Below are 19,946 nucleotides of genomic sequence, written 5' to 3' on the forward strand. Positions count from 1 at the left end.
GTTGATTGTGGAACGCTGTATTGAGACAGCAAGCCTCAAGCACAGTCGGAATCACCACTATTGGTGCCTGTAAGCCCCGGTCCCAGATTGCGATCGTCGCGGATCAAGAAAGCCGCCTCTTTACGCAGCGTCTTATCACCCGAACCGAACGGATTTTCGAACAACGCCGAATAGGTATATTCGATCTCAACATACATGACCGCTTGGCCATTTTGGGCCGTAATCTGCGTCGCGCCCGGTCCCATTCCGGCAATAACCGGACCATTTATACCGTTCTTGTCGGTATCGTTCCCATAGTCCGAATCGACGACCAGATCACCGCGGCATCGCTGCCAAGCAATGAATTGTTTGTCTTGAAAGGCGTTATATTCCAGGCTGGAAAGGATAACACGACCGTTCTCTTCAAGATCGATCTTTTCGCCATCGCGCAAAGCACCGGCCAGCACCGAATCAACATTGTCATAGGTAATTGTCGGGGTCACACCGCTGTTATCGGTTTGACCGAGACGTGAGGCGTTATCCGCCAATGACAGTGCGATTTGACTAATCGTCATGTTGACCGTTGCCATCCGAGCAATCTCTGTTCCGAACAGCCCCATTGTCAGCAATACTGGCAGAACAAGCGCGAACTCGACAATCGATATGCCGTCGCGATTGGCGAATAGCTCACGCATCGCGCGCAGTTTTGACCGCAGTTTCACTAAGCCGGTATTTGAAAGCGCGCTTGGCATCAGTCACACACCCCGGCAGCCGCGCCATAGGTTGCTTGATCGGCAAAGGGCTGGTTCTTCTTCACCGCAGAGGCACTGAGCGTGCGGGCGTCACTTCCGCCCGGCAGAAACGGATTGGGAAACAGCGGTGGATAGGATACGTTTACCGTATAAATAACAACGTCACCGGCGCCACCATTGCCTGACTGGCCGATATCAGCGTCCCATTCTCCATTACCGTTTTCGTCGGTGTAGATCTCGCCATTATCGCAGGAGCCGCTGTCATTGGCATCGTTCCATGACTCCGGACGTTCCACATCCTCGAAGTCGAAGTAACTCACGCGGCTTGATGTGACCGTTGCGCCAACGGCAACCGCGCTGACTGCATCAGCCACTTCTGCATCGGCAAGCGTAGTATTGCCCGTTTCCAATGACGAGGAGCGCGCAGCATCTTGTGCGGCGCCTTTCAAAATCGCGTTTGCGTATGTCATTTGGCCGAGATCAAACAGGCCGAGCAGCAAAGTCATGAAAACGGTGATCATCAACCCGAATTCCATAACCGTTGTACCGGTTTCATCATCCGCGATAGCCCGCAAGATCGCTGTCTCAGGCTGATTGGTAGAGGTCATTGGACCACCCGCAATTCGCCAACATTCTTAGCGATTTCCTGGAAAGCGTTGTTAAGCGAATCCGAACTGTCGGCATCAAAGGCGCTGTCATCCGACGCGCAAGCGGTTAAATCGTCTGTGAGCGCAGAAGCAAACGCGATAACCCATACGCGAATACCTTTGGCCTTCACCGCTTCACAGACTGCAAGGAAGCGGCTGGTGTGCCTATCGGTGATGTCGGTGATTCCATCATCCGTAATCCGCTCGTCGTAATATTCGGTGCCATACGCCGAGTGAGTGCTGTAGCTCGGTTGCATAAAGCCGTCGGTCATGAAGATCAGGTGACGTGCAACGGCGCCGCCATTGGTTGGAGCCGCGGTTACATTCGTTGAGAACATTCCGCTCGGTGAGCTGAGGCGCCCTCCCCAAATCATCCCCAAATCATGGTACGTGTTGCCCTCAGGGTTCAACGCATCTGCATAGGCGTCAAACTCAGTTTCCGTCATCGTTGTGAATTGTTGTGCGGCGGAAGGGCAGAAATATGGCGTTTTGTACCCGTCATATCCCGCATCTTCATTATATATGTAGTAGTTTGTGCCGCGACGGTAGGACAATTGACCCCAAAGAGGCGCCCATTGTGTGTCTTCGTTCGTCGTCGGCGCTGTATCCAGATCAAGATCATTCACATCCGGTGTCATTCCCAGCAGCGAGGAGTAGCTAAAGCTAGAAGCCGCTGTGGTGCTGCGTTCCTCGATACATCCTTCCCAAGTATAGCTTACATTGGCACCGTCGGTGCCATTTGCCACCGTTACCGGGTTGAAGAGTTTGAAATTTGACGTGTCGATGTCGTCGATCCGCTCGTAATACCAGTCATCAAACTCGCTGGTAGTTGTGGTGTTGTAAATCGGATCTTCAGTCGAAACGGTTTCGGTGTAGGTTGAGCGATATTGATCGCGTTCCTGCCGACGGTAGTTACCTCTATTGCGGGAATACCGACACCGATACCTTGTCCGTGTTTGCCCCTGTTCTACGCGATCTTCAGTAATCCGTTGATCTGCACCATTGATATATGTGTTGCTCGTGGAGCTGGATGACCCATAGTCCGTCCAGTCGGTGTTGCTCGGCAACGCGTTTAGGCACGCACTTTCGCTGCTATACCGGGTGCCCGTATAGTTGGACCAATTGGTACTGTAGGTAGAGGTAGTTCCGGAATCATTGGTAATGACCGGTGGCTCATAACCCACAACAGTGCTTGTTGTTGTAGTCGTGAACAGCGCTCGCCGCGACTGGATATCTACGGTGTCTCTAAGCCATGCCGGATTGAGCAAACGACCAACATTGACCGATGAGCTATAGGGTACAAAGCCATACCGCACCCGCGTGTTGCCGGCTGAGGTCGCCGTGTTCACAGTATCGTAAAAGTCCTTCATCGCGTCTTGAAGGAATGTGATACGTCTTAGCGAGTCATCCGTTGTGCTGTATCCCGAGATAGTCCAATCCATCGATCCGGTCGTATCGAGAACCATCATGATGTCACTGTTACCCACCGACATGGAGGCAGAGCAGGCAACGGACAAAGTCATCTCGTCGAAGCCGAACAGTTGCATCACTGCGGTGGACAGTTTCGTCGATGCGGTGCCATCAATTTGATTGCCACCATCTACTGACACCGGAGTGAACGAGGTGCTTGATGTGCCCTCGCCCGCCTCATCGAAATTGGTATTAAAATAGGCATTCGCTTGCGCCTGCGCATTCGTGTCAAAGCCATCATCGCTAACTGCGCGCCGTCCGGCCAGAACCGCGGAATCGCAAGCGTTCTGGAGGCGGTTTTGCACCATATATCCGCGCGATATATCGACGCCGCCGCCAACCAAACCGGCCATTGTAACCATGCCGATCGCCGCCATTGGCATGATGTTTCCGCGAGCATCATGAAGAAAGCGCAGAACCCCAGTGGCGGAATGCGGTACATTCTTTTTCGACATAGAGATTTGGCCCCGTTGCATAGAGCAAGCGGCCTAAAGCCAACCGATTAATAAAATCTAAAACGCGGATAAGATTGAAATCACGCGGAATAATTGACGACGAATTAACCATCCGCGTTTACCGCACCTCTACGCCTAGGCGCTAGTCGCACGGCAATGTTCGATCAAAACGCCATTAAAAGCGATGCCGCATACTTTCTACACCGGCTCGCCAAAGACCGGTCAGGCAATACGCTTGCGTTGATTGCGGCGGCAATTGTGCCATTGCTCGGCATGGTCGGCAGCGGCATCGACATGGGTCGTGCATATCTCGCATCGAGCCGACTGCAGGCTGCGTGCGATGCAGGCGTTCTCGCCGCCCGAAAAAAACTAGGCACCGAGGCAGCAGTAACCGGTGCAATATCGCCGCAAGTGGCGGAAATCGGGCAACGGTTTTTTAACCTTAATTTTCGCTCAGGCGCCTACGGATCCGAGAATCGTGAGTTCACCATGACTCTCGAAGATGATTACGCCATTTCAGGCGATGCGGAAGTCAGTGTCCCAACCAGTATCATGATGATTTTCGGTTTTTCCGAAATACCGATTGCAGTCGATTGCCAAGCGTTGCTCAGCGTTCGCAATCTGGATGTTATGATGGTGCTCGACGTCACCGGATCGATGCGGCACTCGAACACTGACGATTCAGCATCGCGGATAGACAGCCTCAAATCGGTCATCCGCAGCTTCCATGCCCAGCTCGAAAACGCAAAAGCGCCCGATAACGAAATCCGCTATGGATTTGTGCCCTACGCGACAAATGTGAATGTCGGCCATTTGTTAGAGGACAGCTGGGTAACCAGCGATTGGACGTATCAATCGCGCGTCGTCGATAGCACGGAAACGACAACACAGCCGCGCACGGTTACGCGAAATTGGCAGACCGTAAGTGGTGAAAGTTCATCAACCACCGAAGAGTCCCGATATGCAGCGACATTCACGCCCGGTACGGGTGACAGTAGCAACGGTAGTTGGACGTGCTCGCAAGCCCTTCCAACCGGCAATTACGACTCCAACACGGAACTTGTCTCTACCGAAACTACAACCGATGCAAATGGCAATGAGGTCATCACACGCGAGTACAAGCTGGTTCAGAACGGAAAACAATATTGGCAAGCGGTCCAAGGCGAAGAATGTGTCGTCTGGTCGAGAGAATATACCGATTTCACCAGAACCTATGACCGGATCACAAGTCAGGATGAGACGACAAACTCGATTTATGAATATCGCCCTGTTGCGCTCGATGTCAGCAATTGGCGTACTGATTTTGATGGTTGCATTGAGGAACGCGCCACAACCGAGATCACGGATTTCGCAAATGTCGACATCACACAGAACCTAGATCTGGATCTCGATACGCTCCCCACGCCGGGTGATCCCACCACGCAATGGCGCCCATCGAACCCCTCTGCGATCTATGCGCGATCATTTTATTCTAACGGTTCGGGCTCTTTCACGACGGAGGCCGTGAAGACGTCAAACACCTTTGCGACAACAGGTACTTGGTGGTTTTCCGATTGTCCGGCGAAAGCCCAGAAACTCCAAGAGATGGATAGCGACGCGATCGACGACTATCTCGCCACGCTCGCTCCATATGGCGCGACTTACCACGATATCGGGATGATTTGGGGCGGTCGTTTGATATCGCCGACTGGCCTATTCGCCAGCGAAAATGCAGATACAGACGGCCAAGAGCGCGGCCGTCACCTGATCTTCCTAACCGACGGTCAAACCGAGCCCTACGATCTCGCCTATGGTGCCTATGGAGTTGAAGGGCTTGATCAAAGGCGCTGGAACCGTTCCTCTACATTGAGCCTGGCTGAAACGGTCGAGGGTCGTTTCTCGGTCGCTTGTGCCGAGGTGAAAAAGCGCAACGTCACGGTGTGGGTCATCGCCTTTGGCACCTTCCTCAATCAGGCGATGCTCGATTGCGCTGGCAACGGCCAATATTTCGAAGCGAGTAACGCCGAAGAGCTCAACAATGCATTTTCCGCAATTGCCAAGTCGATTGGTGACTTGAGGATCTCGGAATGATTGCCGTGGTTTTCTATAAACTGCGCCACAATCAAGAAGGCGTGTCGGTTGTCGAATTTGCGATGATCGCCCCCCTGTTGTGCATGATGTTGCTGGGCATGTTCGACATGACCTACAACATGTATGCGAACCAAATGCTGCATGGGGCTGTGCAAGAGGCTGCACGCGACTCCACATTGGAAGGCGCAACTGAGACGGCCCTTGATGCCGCAGTTACTGCTTCAGTTCACGATGTGGTTGGCGGCGCAGAAATGACTTTCAACCGCAAAGCTTATGCCAGCTTCTCTGCCATTGCGCAGGAAGAGCATTACACCGACATCAACAATGACGGCAGGTGCAACGATGGCGAGCCATTCGAAGACGCCAATCGAAACGGTATTTGGGATCCAGACCAAGGTGAAGCCGGCAATGGCGGTGCGCGAGACGCGGTACTTTATGAAGTCACTATCCGATATCCGCGCACTCTTCCGATTGCTCCCTTTATCGGCATTTCTCCGTTCTACGAAACCACGGCCACCACTGTGCTTCGTAACCAGCCATTTGATGGCCAGGTCGATCGTGCAACGACCGGGAATTGCGTATGACGGCGCTCAACAAGTTCGCTTCTCGGTTGCGCAACGATCGACGTGCGGTTGCCATGACCGAGTTCGCTTTGGCTACACCGCTTGTCCTGACCGCCGGTCTATGGGGGCTTGAAACAGCAAACTTCGCGCTGATGAACATGCGCGTCAATCAGGTTGCGATGCAGATCGCTGACAATGCCTCGCGCATTGGCGACACGTCCACGCTATCCAACCAGAAAATCTACGAGAACGACATCAACGATCTGCTTCGCGGCTCGGATGTTCAAGCAGGCGATGCAATCGACCTATATGAGCACGGTCGTGTATTCATCAGCAGCCTACAAGTCGTTCCCGGCAGCGCCGATGACCAACAATATATCGCTTGGCAGCGCTGCAAGGGAAAAAAGAGCACAATCTCCAGCTACGGCCAGCAAGATACCGGCAAGAACGACCCGACATTCGTCGGCATGGGCCCGCCAGGTGAAGAGGTGGCCGCGCAAGAAGGCGATGCCGTCATGTTCGTCGAGATACAGTACGATTACGGCCCGATTGTAACTGATGCATTTCTTGCGCAGCGGACAATACACAGCCGTGCTTCCTTCCAAGTACGAGGCAGCCGTGACTTGTCCGAAATCTATCAACGCGACCCGTCGGATCCGGATGAAATCGCTCGCTGCGACATCTATGATTCCTACAAGGAGATCGCTCCGCCACCGAGACAAGACACCGGAGGGTGGGATTGGACCTTCAGCGATAGTCCCGACGCTGCCAATGGTGGCTCATCAAGTTCAGGCGGTTCTGGCGGCGGCACCGAAGATGGTGAAATAGCTGAGCGTGACAGCTGGTTCTGCCGGACGTTCCCATTATTCTGTGGCGGCAGCAACAGTTCAAACGGTGGGAACAATAGCTCCAGCGGCGGGAACAACAGCTCCAGCGGCGGGAACAACAGCTCCAGCGGCGGGAACAACAGCTCCAGCGGCGGGGGCAGCGGCTACAGCGACAATGGAACCGCGGGCATATGCCATACCACCGCAACAGATGGCTATCACTGCCACAACTAAGTTTGCGCCTCAGGCGCGGTAACACACCTTCTTAACCGCTTCGACAATGCGCGGTGTATCGATCAGCGCTAGCTTCTCGAGGTTCGCTGCATAGGGCAGCGGCACATCTTCGTTGCAGACCCGGGTTACCGGAGCATCAAGATGGTCGAAGCCCTCTTCCATACAAATCGCGGTGATCTCTGATGCGATGCCGCATGTCGGCCAGCCCTCTTCCGCGATAACAACGCGGTTGGTTTTCGCCAGACTATCGAGCACTGCCTGCTTGTCGAGCGGACGCAATGTACGCAGATCGATGACTTCGGCATCAATGCCCTCGCCCGCCAATTCCCCCGCTGCTTCCAGCGCAAGGCCAACGCCTATCGAGTAGCTGACGATCGTCACATCAGAGCCTTCGCGCATGATCCGAGCCTTACCGATCGGCAGAACGTGATCATCGAGTTCCGGCAATTCAAAGCTGCGTCCGTAGACCAGCTCGTTCTCAAGAAATACGACCGGATCTTCACAGCGGATCGCTGCCTTCATCAGACCTTTGGCGTCTGACGAGTCATATGGAGCGATAACCACAAGGCCGGGAACGCTGGCGTACCACGGGCCATAGTTCTGGCTGTGCTGCGCTCCCACGCGGCTTGCAGCGCCGTTGGGACCGCGAAACACAATCGGACAGCGCATCTGGCCGCCCGACATATAGTTGGTCTTCGCGGCAGAGTTGATGATGTGGTCAATCGCCTGCATCGCGAAGTTGAAAGTCATGAACTCGACAATCGGACGCAAGCCGCCCATTGCGGCCCCTGTCCCGATGCCAGCGAAACCGTATTCCGTGATCGGTGTATCGATAACGCGCTTCGGTCCAAATTCGTCAAGCAGCCCCTGCGTAACCTTGTAAGCGCCTTGATATTCGGCGACTTCCTCGCCCATCACAAACACGCGCTCATCGCGGCGCATTTCCTCAGCCATACCATCGCGAAGCGCTTCGCGGACAGTCACGGTTGCCATGTTGGTACCGTGCGGGATTTCCGGATCTTGCTTAGGCTCGGACTTTACAGGTGCAGGCGCAGGGGCAGGCTCCGCTGGAACTGCCTCAGTAGCGGGCGTTGGCGCCGGCGCGGCGCTTGCTTCTTCGCCTTCGCCATCAAGCATCGCAATCACGGTACCGACAGCAACATTCTCAGTGCCTTCAGCCACCAGGATTTGACCAACAGTTCCTTCATCGATGGATTCAAACTCCATCGTTGCCTTATCGGTTTCAATTTCAGCGAGAATATCGCCAGAGGAGACTTCGTCGCCCTCTTTTACGAGCCATTTGGCTAGTGTGCCCTCTTCCATTGTGGGCGAAAGCGCGGGCATTTTGAGTTCAATAGCCATGGCTCAATACTCCTCCACCAAGACATCGGTGTAGAGTTCGGACGGCTCCGGCTCGGGTGAATTCTCGGCAAAGTCGGCCGATTCCGCTACCCGCGCACGGATTGCCTTATCAATTGCCTTCAAATCTTCCTCGGTCTTCCCGCGTTCTAGCAATGTCTTTTTGATACCTTCAATCGGATCATGATGGTCGCGCTTTTCCTGGACCTCTTCACGAGTCCGGTACTTCGCTGGATCGGACATGGAGTGGCCGCGGTAGCGATAGGTGTTGAGTTCCATCAGAACCGGCCCGTTGCCGCCACGAACATGTTCGAATGCAAGTTCAGCAGCATTGCGGACTTCAAGAACGTCCATGCCGTTCACATCCATACCGGGGATGCGGAACGCAGTACCACGGCGATAGAACTCGGTCTCAGCAGAACTGCGCTTGACCGCAGTACCCATTGCGTAGCCGTTATTCTCGATCACAAACACGATCGGCAACTTCCACAAAGCCGCCATGTTGAACGTTTCGTAGACCTGACCTTGGTTGGCCGCGCCATCACCAAAGTAAGCGAGGCAAATGCCGCCATCTTCATTGTACTGGTGGGCCAGCGCCAATCCGCCACCTAGCGCGACCTGCGCACCAACGATGCCGTGACCGCCGTAAAACTTATGCTCGGTCGAGAACATGTGCATCGACCCGCCCTTGCCCTTTGAAATACCGGCCTGGCGACCAGTCAGTTCGGCCATGATCACATTGGGATCAATGCCGTAAGCCAACATGTGGCCGTGATCGCGATAACCGGTGATCACGCTGTCCGTGTCATTGTTGAGTGCGCTTTGCAGGCCAATCGCGACCGCTTCCTGACCAATGTAAAGGTGGCAAAAACCGCCGATCAAACCAAGGCCGTAAAGCTGGCCGGCCTTCTCTTCAAAACGCCGGATGAGCAGCATCTGCTCATAGAACTTCATCAGTTCATCATCGCTTGCATCATAGCGCGGCGATTTCTCATGCGCGTCTTGTAGGCTGTGCAGCACGAAATCTTCGTCACCAGCTGCAGGCTTCGCAGCCGGCTTCTTTGCAGAGGCTTTCTTGGTTGCAGCTTTCTTCGCAAGAGCTTTTTTTGCAGTCGTTTTGCGGGTCCGGGCGGGTTTTGCCAAAGCGGATAATCCTCGATTGTTTTGTAACCTAAGGGACAGGCTGCGCGATGTGCGCGTTGGGCCAGCCTATAGGCGCAACTGAGCATCGCGTGCAACGCCTGCTGCACACCTGCATACGAAATCCTTTACGGAAAAGCGGGCTTTGTGAACCTAGCCGTCAGACTTCGGCAAAGTCATTACGACTTCGTCCGGGTGCACCACATTCAGATTGCGGCGCAGTTCTTCACCAACCAGATCCGGATCGGCATGGTCCGGGTGAAGCAAATCAACGCGGTTCTTCAATGCGTCGCGCTCTTCGGAAAGCGCGGCGATCTGTGCATTGCGTTGATCAAGCAGTTGGGAGTTTTCGCCCCATGCCAACAAGCCGCTCGGCCCGGCGATCGCAAGGCCCATAAGCAAAAGCAGCAAGGCAAGCGCCAGCCCCTGCGTCATCTGCTCTTTCGGCAGTGCAATCTTATGTCCCTCAACCGTCATAATTCCCTTAGAATCATAGTTGATTCACCGATTCAAGCTTTATCTTCATTTATTTGCGTGGGGCGTGCCAAACGCGGGATCGGAAGCACGCCGGACGGGCAGCCGCAACCGGCGCATCTTGACCCCTCGCACAAAAGTGGTTACAGATGAAACTATATTAGATGGAGCCGTAAATGACAGACCTATTCGAAAATCCCGCTGGCCTTGATGGCTTTGAATTTGTGGAATTCTGCGCGCCAGAACGCGGCAAGCTGGAACCTGTCTTTACCGCTATGGGCTTTACCCACGTTGCCAAGCATCGCAGCAAAGATGTCGATCTTTGGCGCCAAGGCGGCATCAATCTGATCGCCAATTACGAGCCCCGCTCTGCCGCATGGTTCTTTGCCCGCGAACACGGCCCGAGCGCCTGCGGCATGGCCTTCCGCGTTAAAGATGCGGTCAAAGCATACGAACATCTGATCGCGCAGGGCGCAGAACCGGTAGCCAATGAACCAGGCCCAATGGAACTGCGCATCCCTGCCATCCGCGGAATTGGCGGCGCGATACTCTATCTCGTCGATCGCTATGAAGGCAAAACCGGCGCCAAAGACGGGAACGCTGATCTATCGATTTATGACATCGACTTTGAATATCTGCCCGGTGTCGAAACGCACCCGGTTGGCGCAGGATTCGACATCATCGATCACTTGACTCACAATGTTTACAACGGCCGGATGGCATATTGGGCGGACTATTACGAAAGCCTGTTCAACTTCCGGGAAATCCGCTTCTTCGACATCAAAGGCGAATATACCGGCCTGACTTCGAAAGCGCTGACCGCACCAGACGGCAAGATCAAAATCCCACTCAATGAAGAAGGCGAAGGCGGCAAAGGCCAAATCGAAGAATTCCTGAAAGAGTTCAATGGCGAAGGCATCCAGCACATCGCGCTGATCTGTGATGATCTGGTAGGTTGTTGGGATCGTCTAAAAAAGTTCGGCGTGCCCTTCATGACTGCTCCGCCCTCGACCTATTATGAGATGCTCAGCGAGCGTCTTCCCGGCCACGGTGAAGATGTCGATGCGTTGCAAATGCGCGGCATTCTGATGGACGGCACAACCGAAGGCGGTCAGCCACGTCTGTTGCTACAGATCTTCGCAGAAGCACAAGTCGGACCAGTGTTCTTCGAATTCATCCAGCGCAAAGGCGATGATGGCTTTGGTGAAGGCAACTTCAAAGCGCTGTTCGAAAGCATGGAACGCGACCAGATCAATCGCGGGGCACTGAAAGTAGACGAAGTAGAGCCTGCAGAATGACTGCTCACCCAATCAAACCCCATCCGATCAAATTGGGCGGCGTCCACCACGCGGCGTATCGCTGTAAGGACGCCAAAGAGACCGTCGAATGGTATGAGCGGGTAATGGGGATGGAATATACATCCGCATTTTCCGAGGACCATGTGCCATCAACCGGCGCCTATGATCCGTACATGCACGTGTTCTTGGATGCGGGTAACAACAATATACTCGCATTTTTCGAACTGCCCAACCAACCTGAAATGGGACGGGATGAGAATACCCCAGCATGGGTCCAACACTTGGCCTTCCGTGTGGGATCAGAAGAAGAATTGCTGACCGCGAAGGATCATGTGGAAGGTCTAGGTATCGATGTACTCGGCCCTACCCATCACGGCATCTTCAAATCGATCTACTTCTTCGACCCCAACGGTCACCGCGTTGAGTTAGCTGCCGATATCGGGACGGATGAGCAATATACCGAGCTCAAGAAAGTCGCGATGCCAATGCTGGATGAGTGGAGCGAAACCAAGAAGGCTCCGCGCCATGCGGATTGGCTGCACGAGATTGCCCGAGCAGAACACGCGAATACGTAATCAATGTCACGGATGTGCGTCGCAGGCTTGCGCACAATCCGCCCAATTGTTAACGTTATCATAGAAGTTGCGACGGCTGGGGAGCGCCTTGCTCTGCCACGGTTCCGGACGCGACCATCACGGGACTTTGGGTAGAGGGAATTTTCGATGTTTGGTTCTAGGTCGTTGGCCGCGCTCTGCACGGCTTCGCTGATTTTCGTGTCTTCGCCGGTAGCGACTGCACAGGTTATGTCTGCTGAATTGAAGGCTCTCGACGAGCAGCTTCCCGGAGATCTGATCAACGATCCTACGCGCATTGATTGGGAAGTGTACGGCAATGAGGTGAGCTCTGAACCGGTGATCGATCAATCGATTCCGGGTGGCGGCGCAGCCCTGCAAATCGATGTCCGTAACGCTACCGAATATATATATACCGCAGGCCTAAACATGCCGCTGGTCAAAGGCGTTGACGCTGGCGATGACGTAACGATCGGTTTCTATGCCCGCACAATCGAGGCCAGTTCGGATGATGGCAACGGCGTAATCAGGATCCGCTTCCAGCAGAATGCAGCACCCTATCCCGGCTTTGGCGAAAAGACACTGAGCATCGGCAAGGATTGGCAATGGTACGAAGTGACCGCCAAGGCCGAGCGTGCACTACGCAAAAAAGACGGCATAGTTGCGGTGCAATTCGGACGGACCAAGCAAGTCCTCCAAATCGGGCAAACAATTATTGTTAAGGGCGCTTCGGCGATTGCAGGAAAGCCTGCCGCACCCGCGCCGAAGCCCGTTCCACAACCTTCCATGCCGAAATCGTTGCAAGGCGCCGGCACATTGCTGAACGATTCATCGAAAGCAGACTGGTACTTTGAAGGCAGCGCAGGCGAGTACGCGACGCTGGAGGATGTGTTTATCTTCGGCACAGTTGCAACACGTTTCACAACCACAAAGGCTGATAGCAGACCAAACGATCTGTTCGCCACTGTTCCTCTGAATACCGCCATTGCCGAGGGTGATGAGCTGTTGATTGCGGTCGCGGCACGAAGCGTCGCTGCAGAGGGTCAAGCGATTGAAGCACAAGTCGGTCTGCGCCTGGAAGAAGCGAAGCCGCCATATGATGGCTTTGGTGATAATCAGATATCGGTCAGCCAGAAATGGCGATTGATCCGAGTGAAGACCAAAGCGACACGCGCACTCGCCGCTGGCGAAGGGCAACTCGCGATACACTTCGGCGGAGCACTAAAATCCGTCGATGTCGGCCCAGTTTATATCCTGAAAACGAATTGAGTTTCGGGCTTGTGGAGCGAACGAGATTGCGTGTTCGGAACGATGCGGCAATCCGCTCGTTGGAAGGCTAAACAGGGGATACCATGCAAGCCGAACTAGCTTCACCGACACGTACCGAACTCGATAAAACACTCAATACATTCGCAACTTTACAGGACCAGCTCCTTGAGATGGGCGAAGGTCTAATCCGTGCTCTGCCTGATATGGCGATCGCGTTTGTTATTCTGATTGTCACGTGGATCGTTGCGAAATTCGCCGTTCGGATCGCCGACAAAATCATCGGTAAGACCGAGATGCGACCGAGCCTCAAGAACCTGGTCGATACCTTCGTAAAACTGGCAATTTGGCTCGTCGGCCTGATGATTGCGCTGACGGTAATTATGCCCGGGCTGACTCCGGCTAGCCTGATCGCGGGCTTGGGTATTGGTGCCGTCGCAATAGGCTTCGCCTTTCAGGATATCTTCGAGAATTTTCTGGCTGGTGTGTTGATCATGCTGCGCGAGAAGATGCGCATCGGTGATGTCATCGAATGCGACGGTATTACTGGCAAAGTCGAACACATCACCCTGCGTGAAACCTATGTCCGCAAACTCTCGGGCGAAGTTACACTCGTGCCCAACTCGATGCTGTTCAAAAACCCTGTAGAGATTTTGACGGACAAAGTTGAGCGTCGCCATGAGGTGCTTGCTGGTGTTTCCTACGACACTGACCTCGATCAAGCCGCCGATGTTATCCGGACAGCGGTTGAGAGCGTCGACGAAGTCCTGACAAAAAAAGGCATCGATGTCTTTGCGTGCGAATTCAACTCGAGCTCGGTTGATTTCAAAGTGCGCTGGTGGGCCGGATCGAAACCGCGCGATGGCCATGAAAGCCGCGACAAAGTTATCCGCGCCATCAAACGCGGCCTGGACGATGCGGGAATCGAAATTCCATTCCCCTATGTCACGCACACCTTTAAGGAAGCGGTTCCACTAGGCGGCAAGAGCGACAGCTAAACCGCCGCCACCTGCAAGCGCTCCTGAAAGGCTGCAATGCCAAAAGCCAATGACAGCGGCCCTTACTTGACGCGGGCCAAAGAGTTTGCGTTGGCAGCGGCCGGCGGGGTGATGGTTGCCAATGCCTATTATATCCACCCTATCATTGCTGAGGTCGCCGGCGATTTTGGTGTGAATGCAGCGACGATTGGTCTGGTCCCTGCCCTCAATCAAATCGCATTGGCCTTGGGGATATTCCTGCTGCTTCCGCTGGGCGATCGGTTTAGCAACCGCCAATTGTCGATCATTTTTGCGATCGGGCAGACCGTATCGCTTACATTGATGGTTTTCTCGCCGTCATTCGTAGGGTTCCTGATCGGCTCGACAATCCTCGGCTTCTTTACAATCGCGCCGTATTTGCTGCCAGCCTACGCATCAAAGCGCGTTAGGTCCGAGCGTTTGGGATCGGTGACCGCCACCCTTACCATCGGAACAATAGTCGGCATTCTAATAGCCCGGGTGGGCGCTGGGTGGATTGCGCAATATTATGATTGGCACTTGGTGTACGCGATCGCGGCGGGACTGATGTTGCTGACGACTCTTGCACTACCGCTTGTGATGGAAGGACGGCGACAAACCGGAGTTACTGAAGCGAAGCAGACATATGGCACGCTGGTCACATCGCTATTCCCGCTAATGCGCGCGCATCCGCAAGTGATCGTCTCAGGCATAATTCAGGCGCTGAACTTCGGCATCTTCCTGTCGGTTTGGCTGGGTCTCGCATTGCATCTCACCAGCGCCGAGATGGGGTACGGCGTCGATGTTGTCGGTTACCTCGCAGGCTTTGCGATTGTTGCCATAGTTGTAACGCCCAAGCTCGGCGCATTGGCCGACCGGATCGGGCCGGAAAAAGCGCGGTTCCGCCTTTCGCTTGTGCAAATGATCGGGGTCGCGCTGTTGCTGCCATTCGGGAACAGTCTTTGGCTACTGATTGTCCCAATCGTTATCATGAACACCGTCGGGCCCGGGATCGATATTGCCGGCAGGATGACCTCGTTATCGCTTGCACCAGACATCCGCACGCGGCTGATGACAGGCTACATCATGCTGATGTTCCTAGGTGCCGGATTTGCGAGTTGGGTTGGGACTGCGTCTTACGATGTTGCGGGTTGGACGGGCAATGCCGGGCTGGCTTTAGCGATGTCGATTGCGATTGTAGGGTTGAGTTATTCGCAGATGGTGAGAGCGAGAGCCGCAAACGCCAATCTCTGAAAGGATTGGGCAAACGATCTTCTTGCGAAGACCGTTCACCCGTTTTCGCTTCGGCTCCGAAGTTCGAACATTTCGTGACCCATCACCAAAAGAGCCACCTCACCGGGATGGCTCTTCTGGTGGTGCGCCCGACAGGATTCGAACCTGTGGCCCCCAGATTAGGAATCTGATGCTCTATCCACCTGAGCTACGGGCGCGACCAACCCTGCCTCTAATCCGCAGCGCGGCGTGATGCAATCAGTTCAAATCTTCGGGTGGGCTGACGGGAAACGGTAGAGGAGACACCGCGATACCTTCGTCGAGCAAATCCTTGGCTTCTTCCAAAGTCGCCTCGCCGTGGATCGTCTCTTTGTCGTCTTCACCATAGTGGATCGCGCGGGACTTCTCGGCGAAGTCTTTTCCGACCCATTTGCTATCCTTAAGCGCCTTGGCCTGCACTTCGGCGAGCTTTTTCATCGCTTGCGACACTTCCGGCGGAAGCGGTCCATTGGTGATCGGCGCTTTGCGAACGGGTTTATCCATTTCCGACTGCACAAACTCGGCCGCCTGCCTGTTCGCCTTGGCTGGTACAGCGGGAGCCATTGGCGCTTTGATTATCTCTTCCGAACCGCAATGCGGGCATAAGACAAGGCCGCGCTCCTGCTGCGAAGCGAAATCGTCAGACGAGCTGAACCAGCCCTCGAAACGGTGGTCGTTGTGGCAGGACAGATCGAAAACAATCATTGTTTCGGTGATTTAGGGATATCGCGGCGATTGGCAAGGCTGGGTAGCTGCGTCCGCACTTCTACGATACGCGCGGGATCAATATCGGCAAAACCGAGGCCCGCATCTTCGCCCATATCTAGAATCACTTTCCCCCACGGATCGACGACAAGGCTGTGGCCATAGGTAGCCCGACCGTCTTCGTGCTGACCAACTTGCGCCGCAGCGACGACATAGGCGCTCGCCTCAATCGCACGAGCTCGCTGCATGACGTGCCAGTGGTCTTTACCGGTCGACACAGTGAACGCAGCCGGGATCGCAATCACATCACAACTGTGCCTACCAAGCTCTTGATACAAAGCCGGAAAGCGGATGTCGTAGCAAATGGTAAGACCTAACGTTCCTATCGGCGTTTCGACCGCGACGACCTCATCGCCTGCCTGATAGGCATTCGATTCCCGCCAGCTTTCGCCCGTGTCTAAATCCACATCGAACATGTGCATTTTGTCGTAGAGCGCCCGGATGACACCTTGATCGTCGATGACCATCGATCGGTTTGCCGATTTGCCCGCGCCACCCGCGACTGCAACCGAACCAAGTGCCGCCCAAATACCATTCTGCTGACAGGCCGCCTGGATCGCTTGCAGAGGCTCGTTCGCACCTTCGTCAACGATATGCTGCGCAGACCGCGCTCGATCACGGTCCAACAGGCTGCACATTTCCGGCGTGAACAGCATAGCCGCCCCGCCCTGCGCTGCCTCGTTCAGCGCGTCGACAATAGCCGCGCAATTCGCCTCCGGATCAATGCCCGAAGTCATCTGCAAGACAGCGATGCGGGTCAAATGCAGCCCCTAGCCTGCAAGCATTGCGTCTAGTTTCCCGTCACGCTCCAGCGCAGCAAGATCATCCGAACCGCCGACATGCGTATCGCCGATGAAGATTTGCGGTACGGTCCGTGCATCTGGTGCGCGTTCGAGCATTTTTGCTTTGTCAGCCCCGCCCATCGAAATATCGAATTCGTTGAACTTCACGCCTTTGTTGGACAAAAGCTGCTTCGCGCGGTGGCAATAGCCGCAAGTGAATTTGGTATAAATATCAACGGTTAGCTTCGACATTGGTGTTCCTCAAACTGGCGTGCTGTTCCGCACAATGCGAACCCTTGAAAGCACTTATCTGCACACTAGATAGATATTGTTCCGAGCGCCACAATGGGCCGGGATTTCAACCGGTGAGACGCTGCGAATGCAGGTTTCGCCATTTCAAATTGCTCAAAGAGGATTTGTATTATGTCACGTTTAGATTTCACCCCTTATCGCCGCAGCACTGTTGGTTTCGACCACCTTTTCGACCTGCTCGAAAATCAAGCGCGCAATAGCGGGAGCGAAAATTACCCCCCTTTCAATATCGAGCGCCGCGGTGAGGATAATTACCGCATCACGCTGGCCGTGGCTGGTTTTAAACCTGCCGATCTCGATATTACTGCTCAGCAGAACCTGCTGACTGTCCAAGGCAAGAAGCGCGAAGATTCCGGCGACGGAGATATGCTGCATATCGGCATCGCCAATCGCGGATTTGAACGCCGCTTCGAACTCGCCGACTATGTCCGCGTCGAGAAGGCCGATCTGGAAGACGGTCTGCTAATTGTCGATCTGGTGCGCGAAGTGCCCGATGCGATGAAGCCAAAGAAGATCGCCGTAAACGGTCAGACCACATTGGAAGTCGTCAAGAATGACGATGATGATGCCAACGCCGCCTAATTAGTTGGCGACAACAAGAAAATTCCGGCCCGGATCGCATGTGCGGTTCGGGCCGTTTTGTATCCGCGTGAGATAAAAGGCCATAAATCAAAAGGGGGCAGACCCGAAGATCTACCCCCGCGGCGTAAAACGCCGCCTTATCCGGATTTGAGCATCCGGGTCGCAGAAGACGATCAAATCCGGGACAAGCTCATAAAGAGTTGACCCACAAACTTTTGTAATCCTCATCGCAAGGCGTCACGACCCACCATCCGTCGCCAAGCGAGACCCCTTTGCTTGAAAACACTGAAAAAATAAAGGGCAGCACCCCTGTGTGTTTCAAAAAAAGACTGATGTGGCTTAGCAAAAATTGCGCAGATTGGAGCCATCACGATAATTTCGAACCCCAACCCCTTGTTTTCGTGGAGTTACGCGGCTTCGTTCAGACCAGTCGTGACTGGGTCAATGCCGCAGAAATAAATCCGTCAAACAGCGGATGCGGCTCGAACGGCCGCGATTTTAGCTCAGGATGGAACTGCACACCGACAAACCAAGGGTGATCGGGCCGCTCGACGATTTCCGGCAACAAACCATCAGGTGACATGCCGGAGAATACCAGACCAGTGCCCTCAAGCGCGTCCTTATAGGCACCGTTCACTTCGTAGCGATGCCGGTGACGCTCGGAGATCTCCGTTGCCCCGCCATAGATTGTGCTGACATGGCTGTTGGCCGACAGCTTCGCATCATATGCGCCGAGACGCATTGTTCCGCCCAAGTCTCCGCCTGCTTCACGCTCCTGCAGACCTTCCTCGGTCATCCATTCGGTGATGATACCCACAACAGGCTCATCGGTTTCGCCGAACTCGGTGGAGGACGCCGCTGTGTGACCAGCCAGACGCGCGCCTTCGACGCAGGCCATCTGCATACCCAAACATATGCCAAAGAACGGCACACCGCGCTCACGGGCAAAGCGAACGCTCGCGATTTTGCCTTCGGAGCCACGCTCACCAAAACCGCCGGGCACCAAAATGCCATGCAGCGGTTCGAGCTGCGCGGTGATGTCGGCGTCTTCCTGCTCGAACACCTCGGCATCAATCCACTGAATGTTGACTTTCACTCGATTGGCCATGCCGCCATGCACAAGCGCCTCGTTGAGTGATTTGTAGGCATCCTGCAGGCCGACATATTTGCCGACCACGCCAATCGTCACTTCGCCTTCAGGGTTGAAGTAACGGTCTGTCACATCATCCCACCGCGCCAAATCGGGTTCGGGCGCATCGGTGATGCCAAAGCCCCGCAGAACTTCGCTATCGAGGCCCTCCTGGTGGTATTGAAGCGGCACCGAGTAGATTGATGGCGCGTCTAGCGCCGGAATGACCGATTCCTGACGGACGTTACAGAACTGAGCGATTTTCTTTCGCTCGCCCTCTGGAATCTCGTGCTCACTACGGCATAGCAATACGTCGGGCTTGATTCCCAATGCTGCCAGTTCGCGCACCGAGTGCTGCGTGGGTTTGGTCTTAAGCTCGCCCGCCGCGGCAATATACGGCACCAACGTCACATGGACGCTGAGCGTTTGGAATGGCTCGAGTTCGTTCCGAAGCTGACGGATCGCTTCCATAAAGGGCAACGATTCGATGTCGCCGACGGTCCCGCCGATTTCGCACAACACGAAGTCGAGATCATCCGTGTCGGCAAGCGCGAAGGCTTTGATTTCGTCTGTCACATGCGGGATCACCTGCACGGTTGCGCCGAGATAGTCGCCTCGCCGCTCGCGCGCGATAATGTCTTGATAGACACGGCCACTGGTGACGTTGTCACTTTGCCGCGCAGAGACGCCGGTAAAACGCTCATAGTGGCCAAGATCGAGATCAGTCTCTGCACCGTCATCGGTCACATAGACTTCGCCATGCTGATAGGGGCTCATCGTTCCCGGATCGACATTCAGATAGGGATCGAACTTACGAATCCGAACCTTGTAGCCACGCGCCTGCAGCAATGCTGCCAGACTAGCTGCCATGAGACCTTTGCCGAGCGAGGAGACCACGCCGCCGGTGATAAAAATGTACCGCGCCATGGGAGTTGGGCCTTAAGGCCGAAACCGGAGTCGGGGCAAGCAGAATGGTGCGGCGATTGACCGCAATCCACAGCTC

Annotated in this window: 19 protein-coding genes and 1 tRNA gene; 9 read left to right on the plus strand and 11 right to left on the minus strand. The window is 54.7% G+C overall.

All coding sequences use genetic code 11. From position 1 onward, the window contains the following. Nucleotides 1–35: 35 nt before the first annotated feature. Genes J9777_RS05065 through J9777_RS05075 form a run of 3 tightly spaced genes read right to left on the minus strand, consistent with a single transcriptional unit; the run spans nucleotide 36 to nucleotide 3,303 of the window. Nucleotides 36–731: a TadE family protein gene (locus tag J9777_RS05065; RefSeq protein ID WP_245228509.1), complete on the minus strand. Its 696-nt coding sequence runs from the start codon at nucleotides 729–731 to the stop codon at nucleotides 36–38. Continuing rightward, complete coding sequence (locus J9777_RS05070; protein ID WP_209347669.1) at nucleotides 731–1,339, minus strand: TadE family protein; 609 nt, start codon at nucleotides 1,337–1,339, stop codon at nucleotides 731–733. The genes J9777_RS05065 and J9777_RS05070 overlap by 1 nt, the downstream gene beginning before the upstream one ends. After that, the gene (locus tag J9777_RS05075) at nucleotides 1,336–3,303 is read right to left on the minus strand and encodes a TadE/TadG family type IV pilus assembly protein (protein ID WP_209347670.1); all 1,968 of its coding nucleotides are present in this window, start codon (nucleotides 3,301–3,303) and stop codon (nucleotides 1,336–1,338) included. Before J9777_RS05075 ends, J9777_RS05070 begins: the two co-directional genes overlap by 4 nt. 156 nt (nucleotides 3,304–3,459) lie before the next feature. Here J9777_RS05075 and J9777_RS05080 point away from each other — a divergent pair, with 156 nt between their 5' ends. The 3 genes from J9777_RS05080 to J9777_RS05090 are packed head-to-tail and all read left to right on the plus strand — an operon-like array spanning nucleotide 3,460 to nucleotide 6,997. Continuing rightward, nucleotides 3,460–5,373: a TadE/TadG family type IV pilus assembly protein gene (locus J9777_RS05080; RefSeq protein ID WP_209347671.1), complete on the plus strand. Its 1,914-nt coding sequence runs from the start codon at nucleotides 3,460–3,462 to the stop codon at nucleotides 5,371–5,373. Next, a complete protein-coding gene (locus J9777_RS05085; protein ID WP_209347672.1) occupies nucleotides 5,370–5,957 on the plus strand; it encodes a TadE family protein in 588 nt (195 codons plus the stop codon). The genes J9777_RS05080 and J9777_RS05085 overlap by 4 nt, the downstream gene beginning before the upstream one ends. Continuing rightward, nucleotides 5,954–6,997, plus strand: coding sequence for a hypothetical protein (locus tag J9777_RS05090; RefSeq protein ID WP_209347673.1), 1,044 nt, complete (start codon nucleotides 5,954–5,956; stop codon nucleotides 6,995–6,997). The genes J9777_RS05085 and J9777_RS05090 overlap by 4 nt, the downstream gene beginning before the upstream one ends. 9 nt (nucleotides 6,998–7,006) lie before the next feature. Here the strand turns inward: J9777_RS05090 and J9777_RS05095 are convergent, their stop codons facing one another. The 3 genes from J9777_RS05095 to J9777_RS05105 form a co-directional block, all read right to left on the minus strand. Beyond that, the gene (locus J9777_RS05095) at nucleotides 7,007–8,359 is read right to left on the minus strand and encodes a pyruvate dehydrogenase complex E1 component subunit beta (RefSeq protein WP_209347674.1); all 1,353 of its coding nucleotides are present in this window, start codon (nucleotides 8,357–8,359) and stop codon (nucleotides 7,007–7,009) included. A gap of 3 nt (nucleotides 8,360–8,362) precedes the next feature. Further along, on the minus strand, nucleotides 8,363–9,499 hold the full coding sequence (gene pdhA, locus J9777_RS05100; RefSeq protein ID WP_209347675.1) for a pyruvate dehydrogenase (acetyl-transferring) E1 component subunit alpha: 1,137 nt from the start codon (nucleotides 9,497–9,499) through the stop codon (nucleotides 8,363–8,365). Between the two features lie 150 nt (nucleotides 9,500–9,649). Then, entirely contained in the window at nucleotides 9,650–9,973 is a 324-nt protein-coding gene (locus tag J9777_RS05105; protein ID WP_245228510.1) for a septum formation initiator family protein, read from the minus strand. 173 nt (nucleotides 9,974–10,146) lie between these two features. On the opposite strand from J9777_RS05105, the gene hppD reads away from it, so the two are divergent. The 5 genes from hppD to J9777_RS05130 all read left to right on the plus strand — a co-directional run bounded on the left by hppD (nucleotide 10,147) and on the right by J9777_RS05130 (nucleotide 15,355). Continuing rightward, on the plus strand, nucleotides 10,147–11,268 hold the full coding sequence (hppD, locus tag J9777_RS05110; protein ID WP_209347676.1) for a 4-hydroxyphenylpyruvate dioxygenase: 1,122 nt from the start codon (nucleotides 10,147–10,149) through the stop codon (nucleotides 11,266–11,268). Continuing rightward, the gene (locus J9777_RS05115; protein ID WP_209347677.1) at nucleotides 11,265–11,843 is read left to right on the plus strand and encodes a VOC family protein; all 579 of its coding nucleotides are present in this window, start codon (nucleotides 11,265–11,267) and stop codon (nucleotides 11,841–11,843) included. Before hppD ends, J9777_RS05115 begins: the two co-directional genes overlap by 4 nt. 147 nt (nucleotides 11,844–11,990) lie before the next feature. Then, entirely contained in the window at nucleotides 11,991–13,109 is a 1,119-nt protein-coding gene (locus J9777_RS05120; protein WP_209347678.1) for a hypothetical protein, read from the plus strand. Between the two features lie 83 nt (nucleotides 13,110–13,192). Continuing rightward, on the plus strand, nucleotides 13,193–14,104 hold the full coding sequence (locus J9777_RS05125) for a mechanosensitive ion channel family protein (RefSeq protein ID WP_209347679.1): 912 nt from the start codon (nucleotides 13,193–13,195) through the stop codon (nucleotides 14,102–14,104). A gap of 36 nt (nucleotides 14,105–14,140) precedes the next feature. Beyond that, a complete protein-coding gene (locus J9777_RS05130) occupies nucleotides 14,141–15,355 on the plus strand; it encodes an MFS transporter (RefSeq protein ID WP_209347680.1) in 1,215 nt (404 codons plus the stop codon). A gap of 120 nt (nucleotides 15,356–15,475) precedes the next feature. Here the strand turns inward: J9777_RS05130 and J9777_RS05135 are convergent. The 4 genes from J9777_RS05135 to grxC all read right to left on the minus strand — a co-directional run bounded on the left by J9777_RS05135 (nucleotide 15,476) and on the right by grxC (nucleotide 17,172). Next, a tRNA-Arg gene (locus J9777_RS05135) sits at nucleotides 15,476–15,552 on the minus strand. Nucleotides 15,553–15,592: 40 nt separating this feature from the next. Beyond that, nucleotides 15,593–16,078 carry a DUF1178 family protein gene (locus J9777_RS05140; protein WP_209347681.1) on the minus strand — a complete coding sequence of 162 codons (486 nt, stop codon included), beginning with the start codon at nucleotides 16,076–16,078 and terminating at the stop codon, nucleotides 15,593–15,595. Next, the gene (locus tag J9777_RS05145; RefSeq protein ID WP_209347682.1) at nucleotides 16,075–16,899 is read right to left on the minus strand and encodes a carbon-nitrogen hydrolase family protein; all 825 of its coding nucleotides are present in this window, start codon (nucleotides 16,897–16,899) and stop codon (nucleotides 16,075–16,077) included. Before J9777_RS05145 ends, J9777_RS05140 begins: the two co-directional genes overlap by 4 nt. 9 nt (nucleotides 16,900–16,908) lie before the next feature. Beyond that, nucleotides 16,909–17,172, minus strand: a complete 264-nt coding sequence (gene grxC / locus J9777_RS05150) for a glutaredoxin 3 (protein WP_209347683.1) — start codon at nucleotides 17,170–17,172, stop codon at nucleotides 16,909–16,911. Nucleotides 17,173–17,343: 171 nt separating this feature from the next. Between grxC and J9777_RS05155 the strand changes: the two genes are divergently transcribed. Beyond that, nucleotides 17,344–17,814, plus strand: coding sequence for an Hsp20 family protein (locus J9777_RS05155; protein ID WP_209347684.1), 471 nt, complete (start codon nucleotides 17,344–17,346; stop codon nucleotides 17,812–17,814). Nucleotides 17,815–18,235: 421 nt separating this feature from the next. Here J9777_RS05155 and J9777_RS05160 read toward each other — a convergent pair whose 3' ends face one another. Continuing rightward, nucleotides 18,236–19,870, minus strand: coding sequence for a CTP synthase (locus tag J9777_RS05160; RefSeq protein WP_209347685.1), 1,635 nt, complete (start codon nucleotides 19,868–19,870; stop codon nucleotides 18,236–18,238). Nucleotides 19,871–19,946: the final 76 nt, after the last annotated feature.

It is taken from the genome of Pontixanthobacter sp. CEM42, assembly GCF_017812015.1.
Classification (GTDB): Bacteria; Pseudomonadota; Alphaproteobacteria; order Sphingomonadales; family Sphingomonadaceae; genus Pontixanthobacter.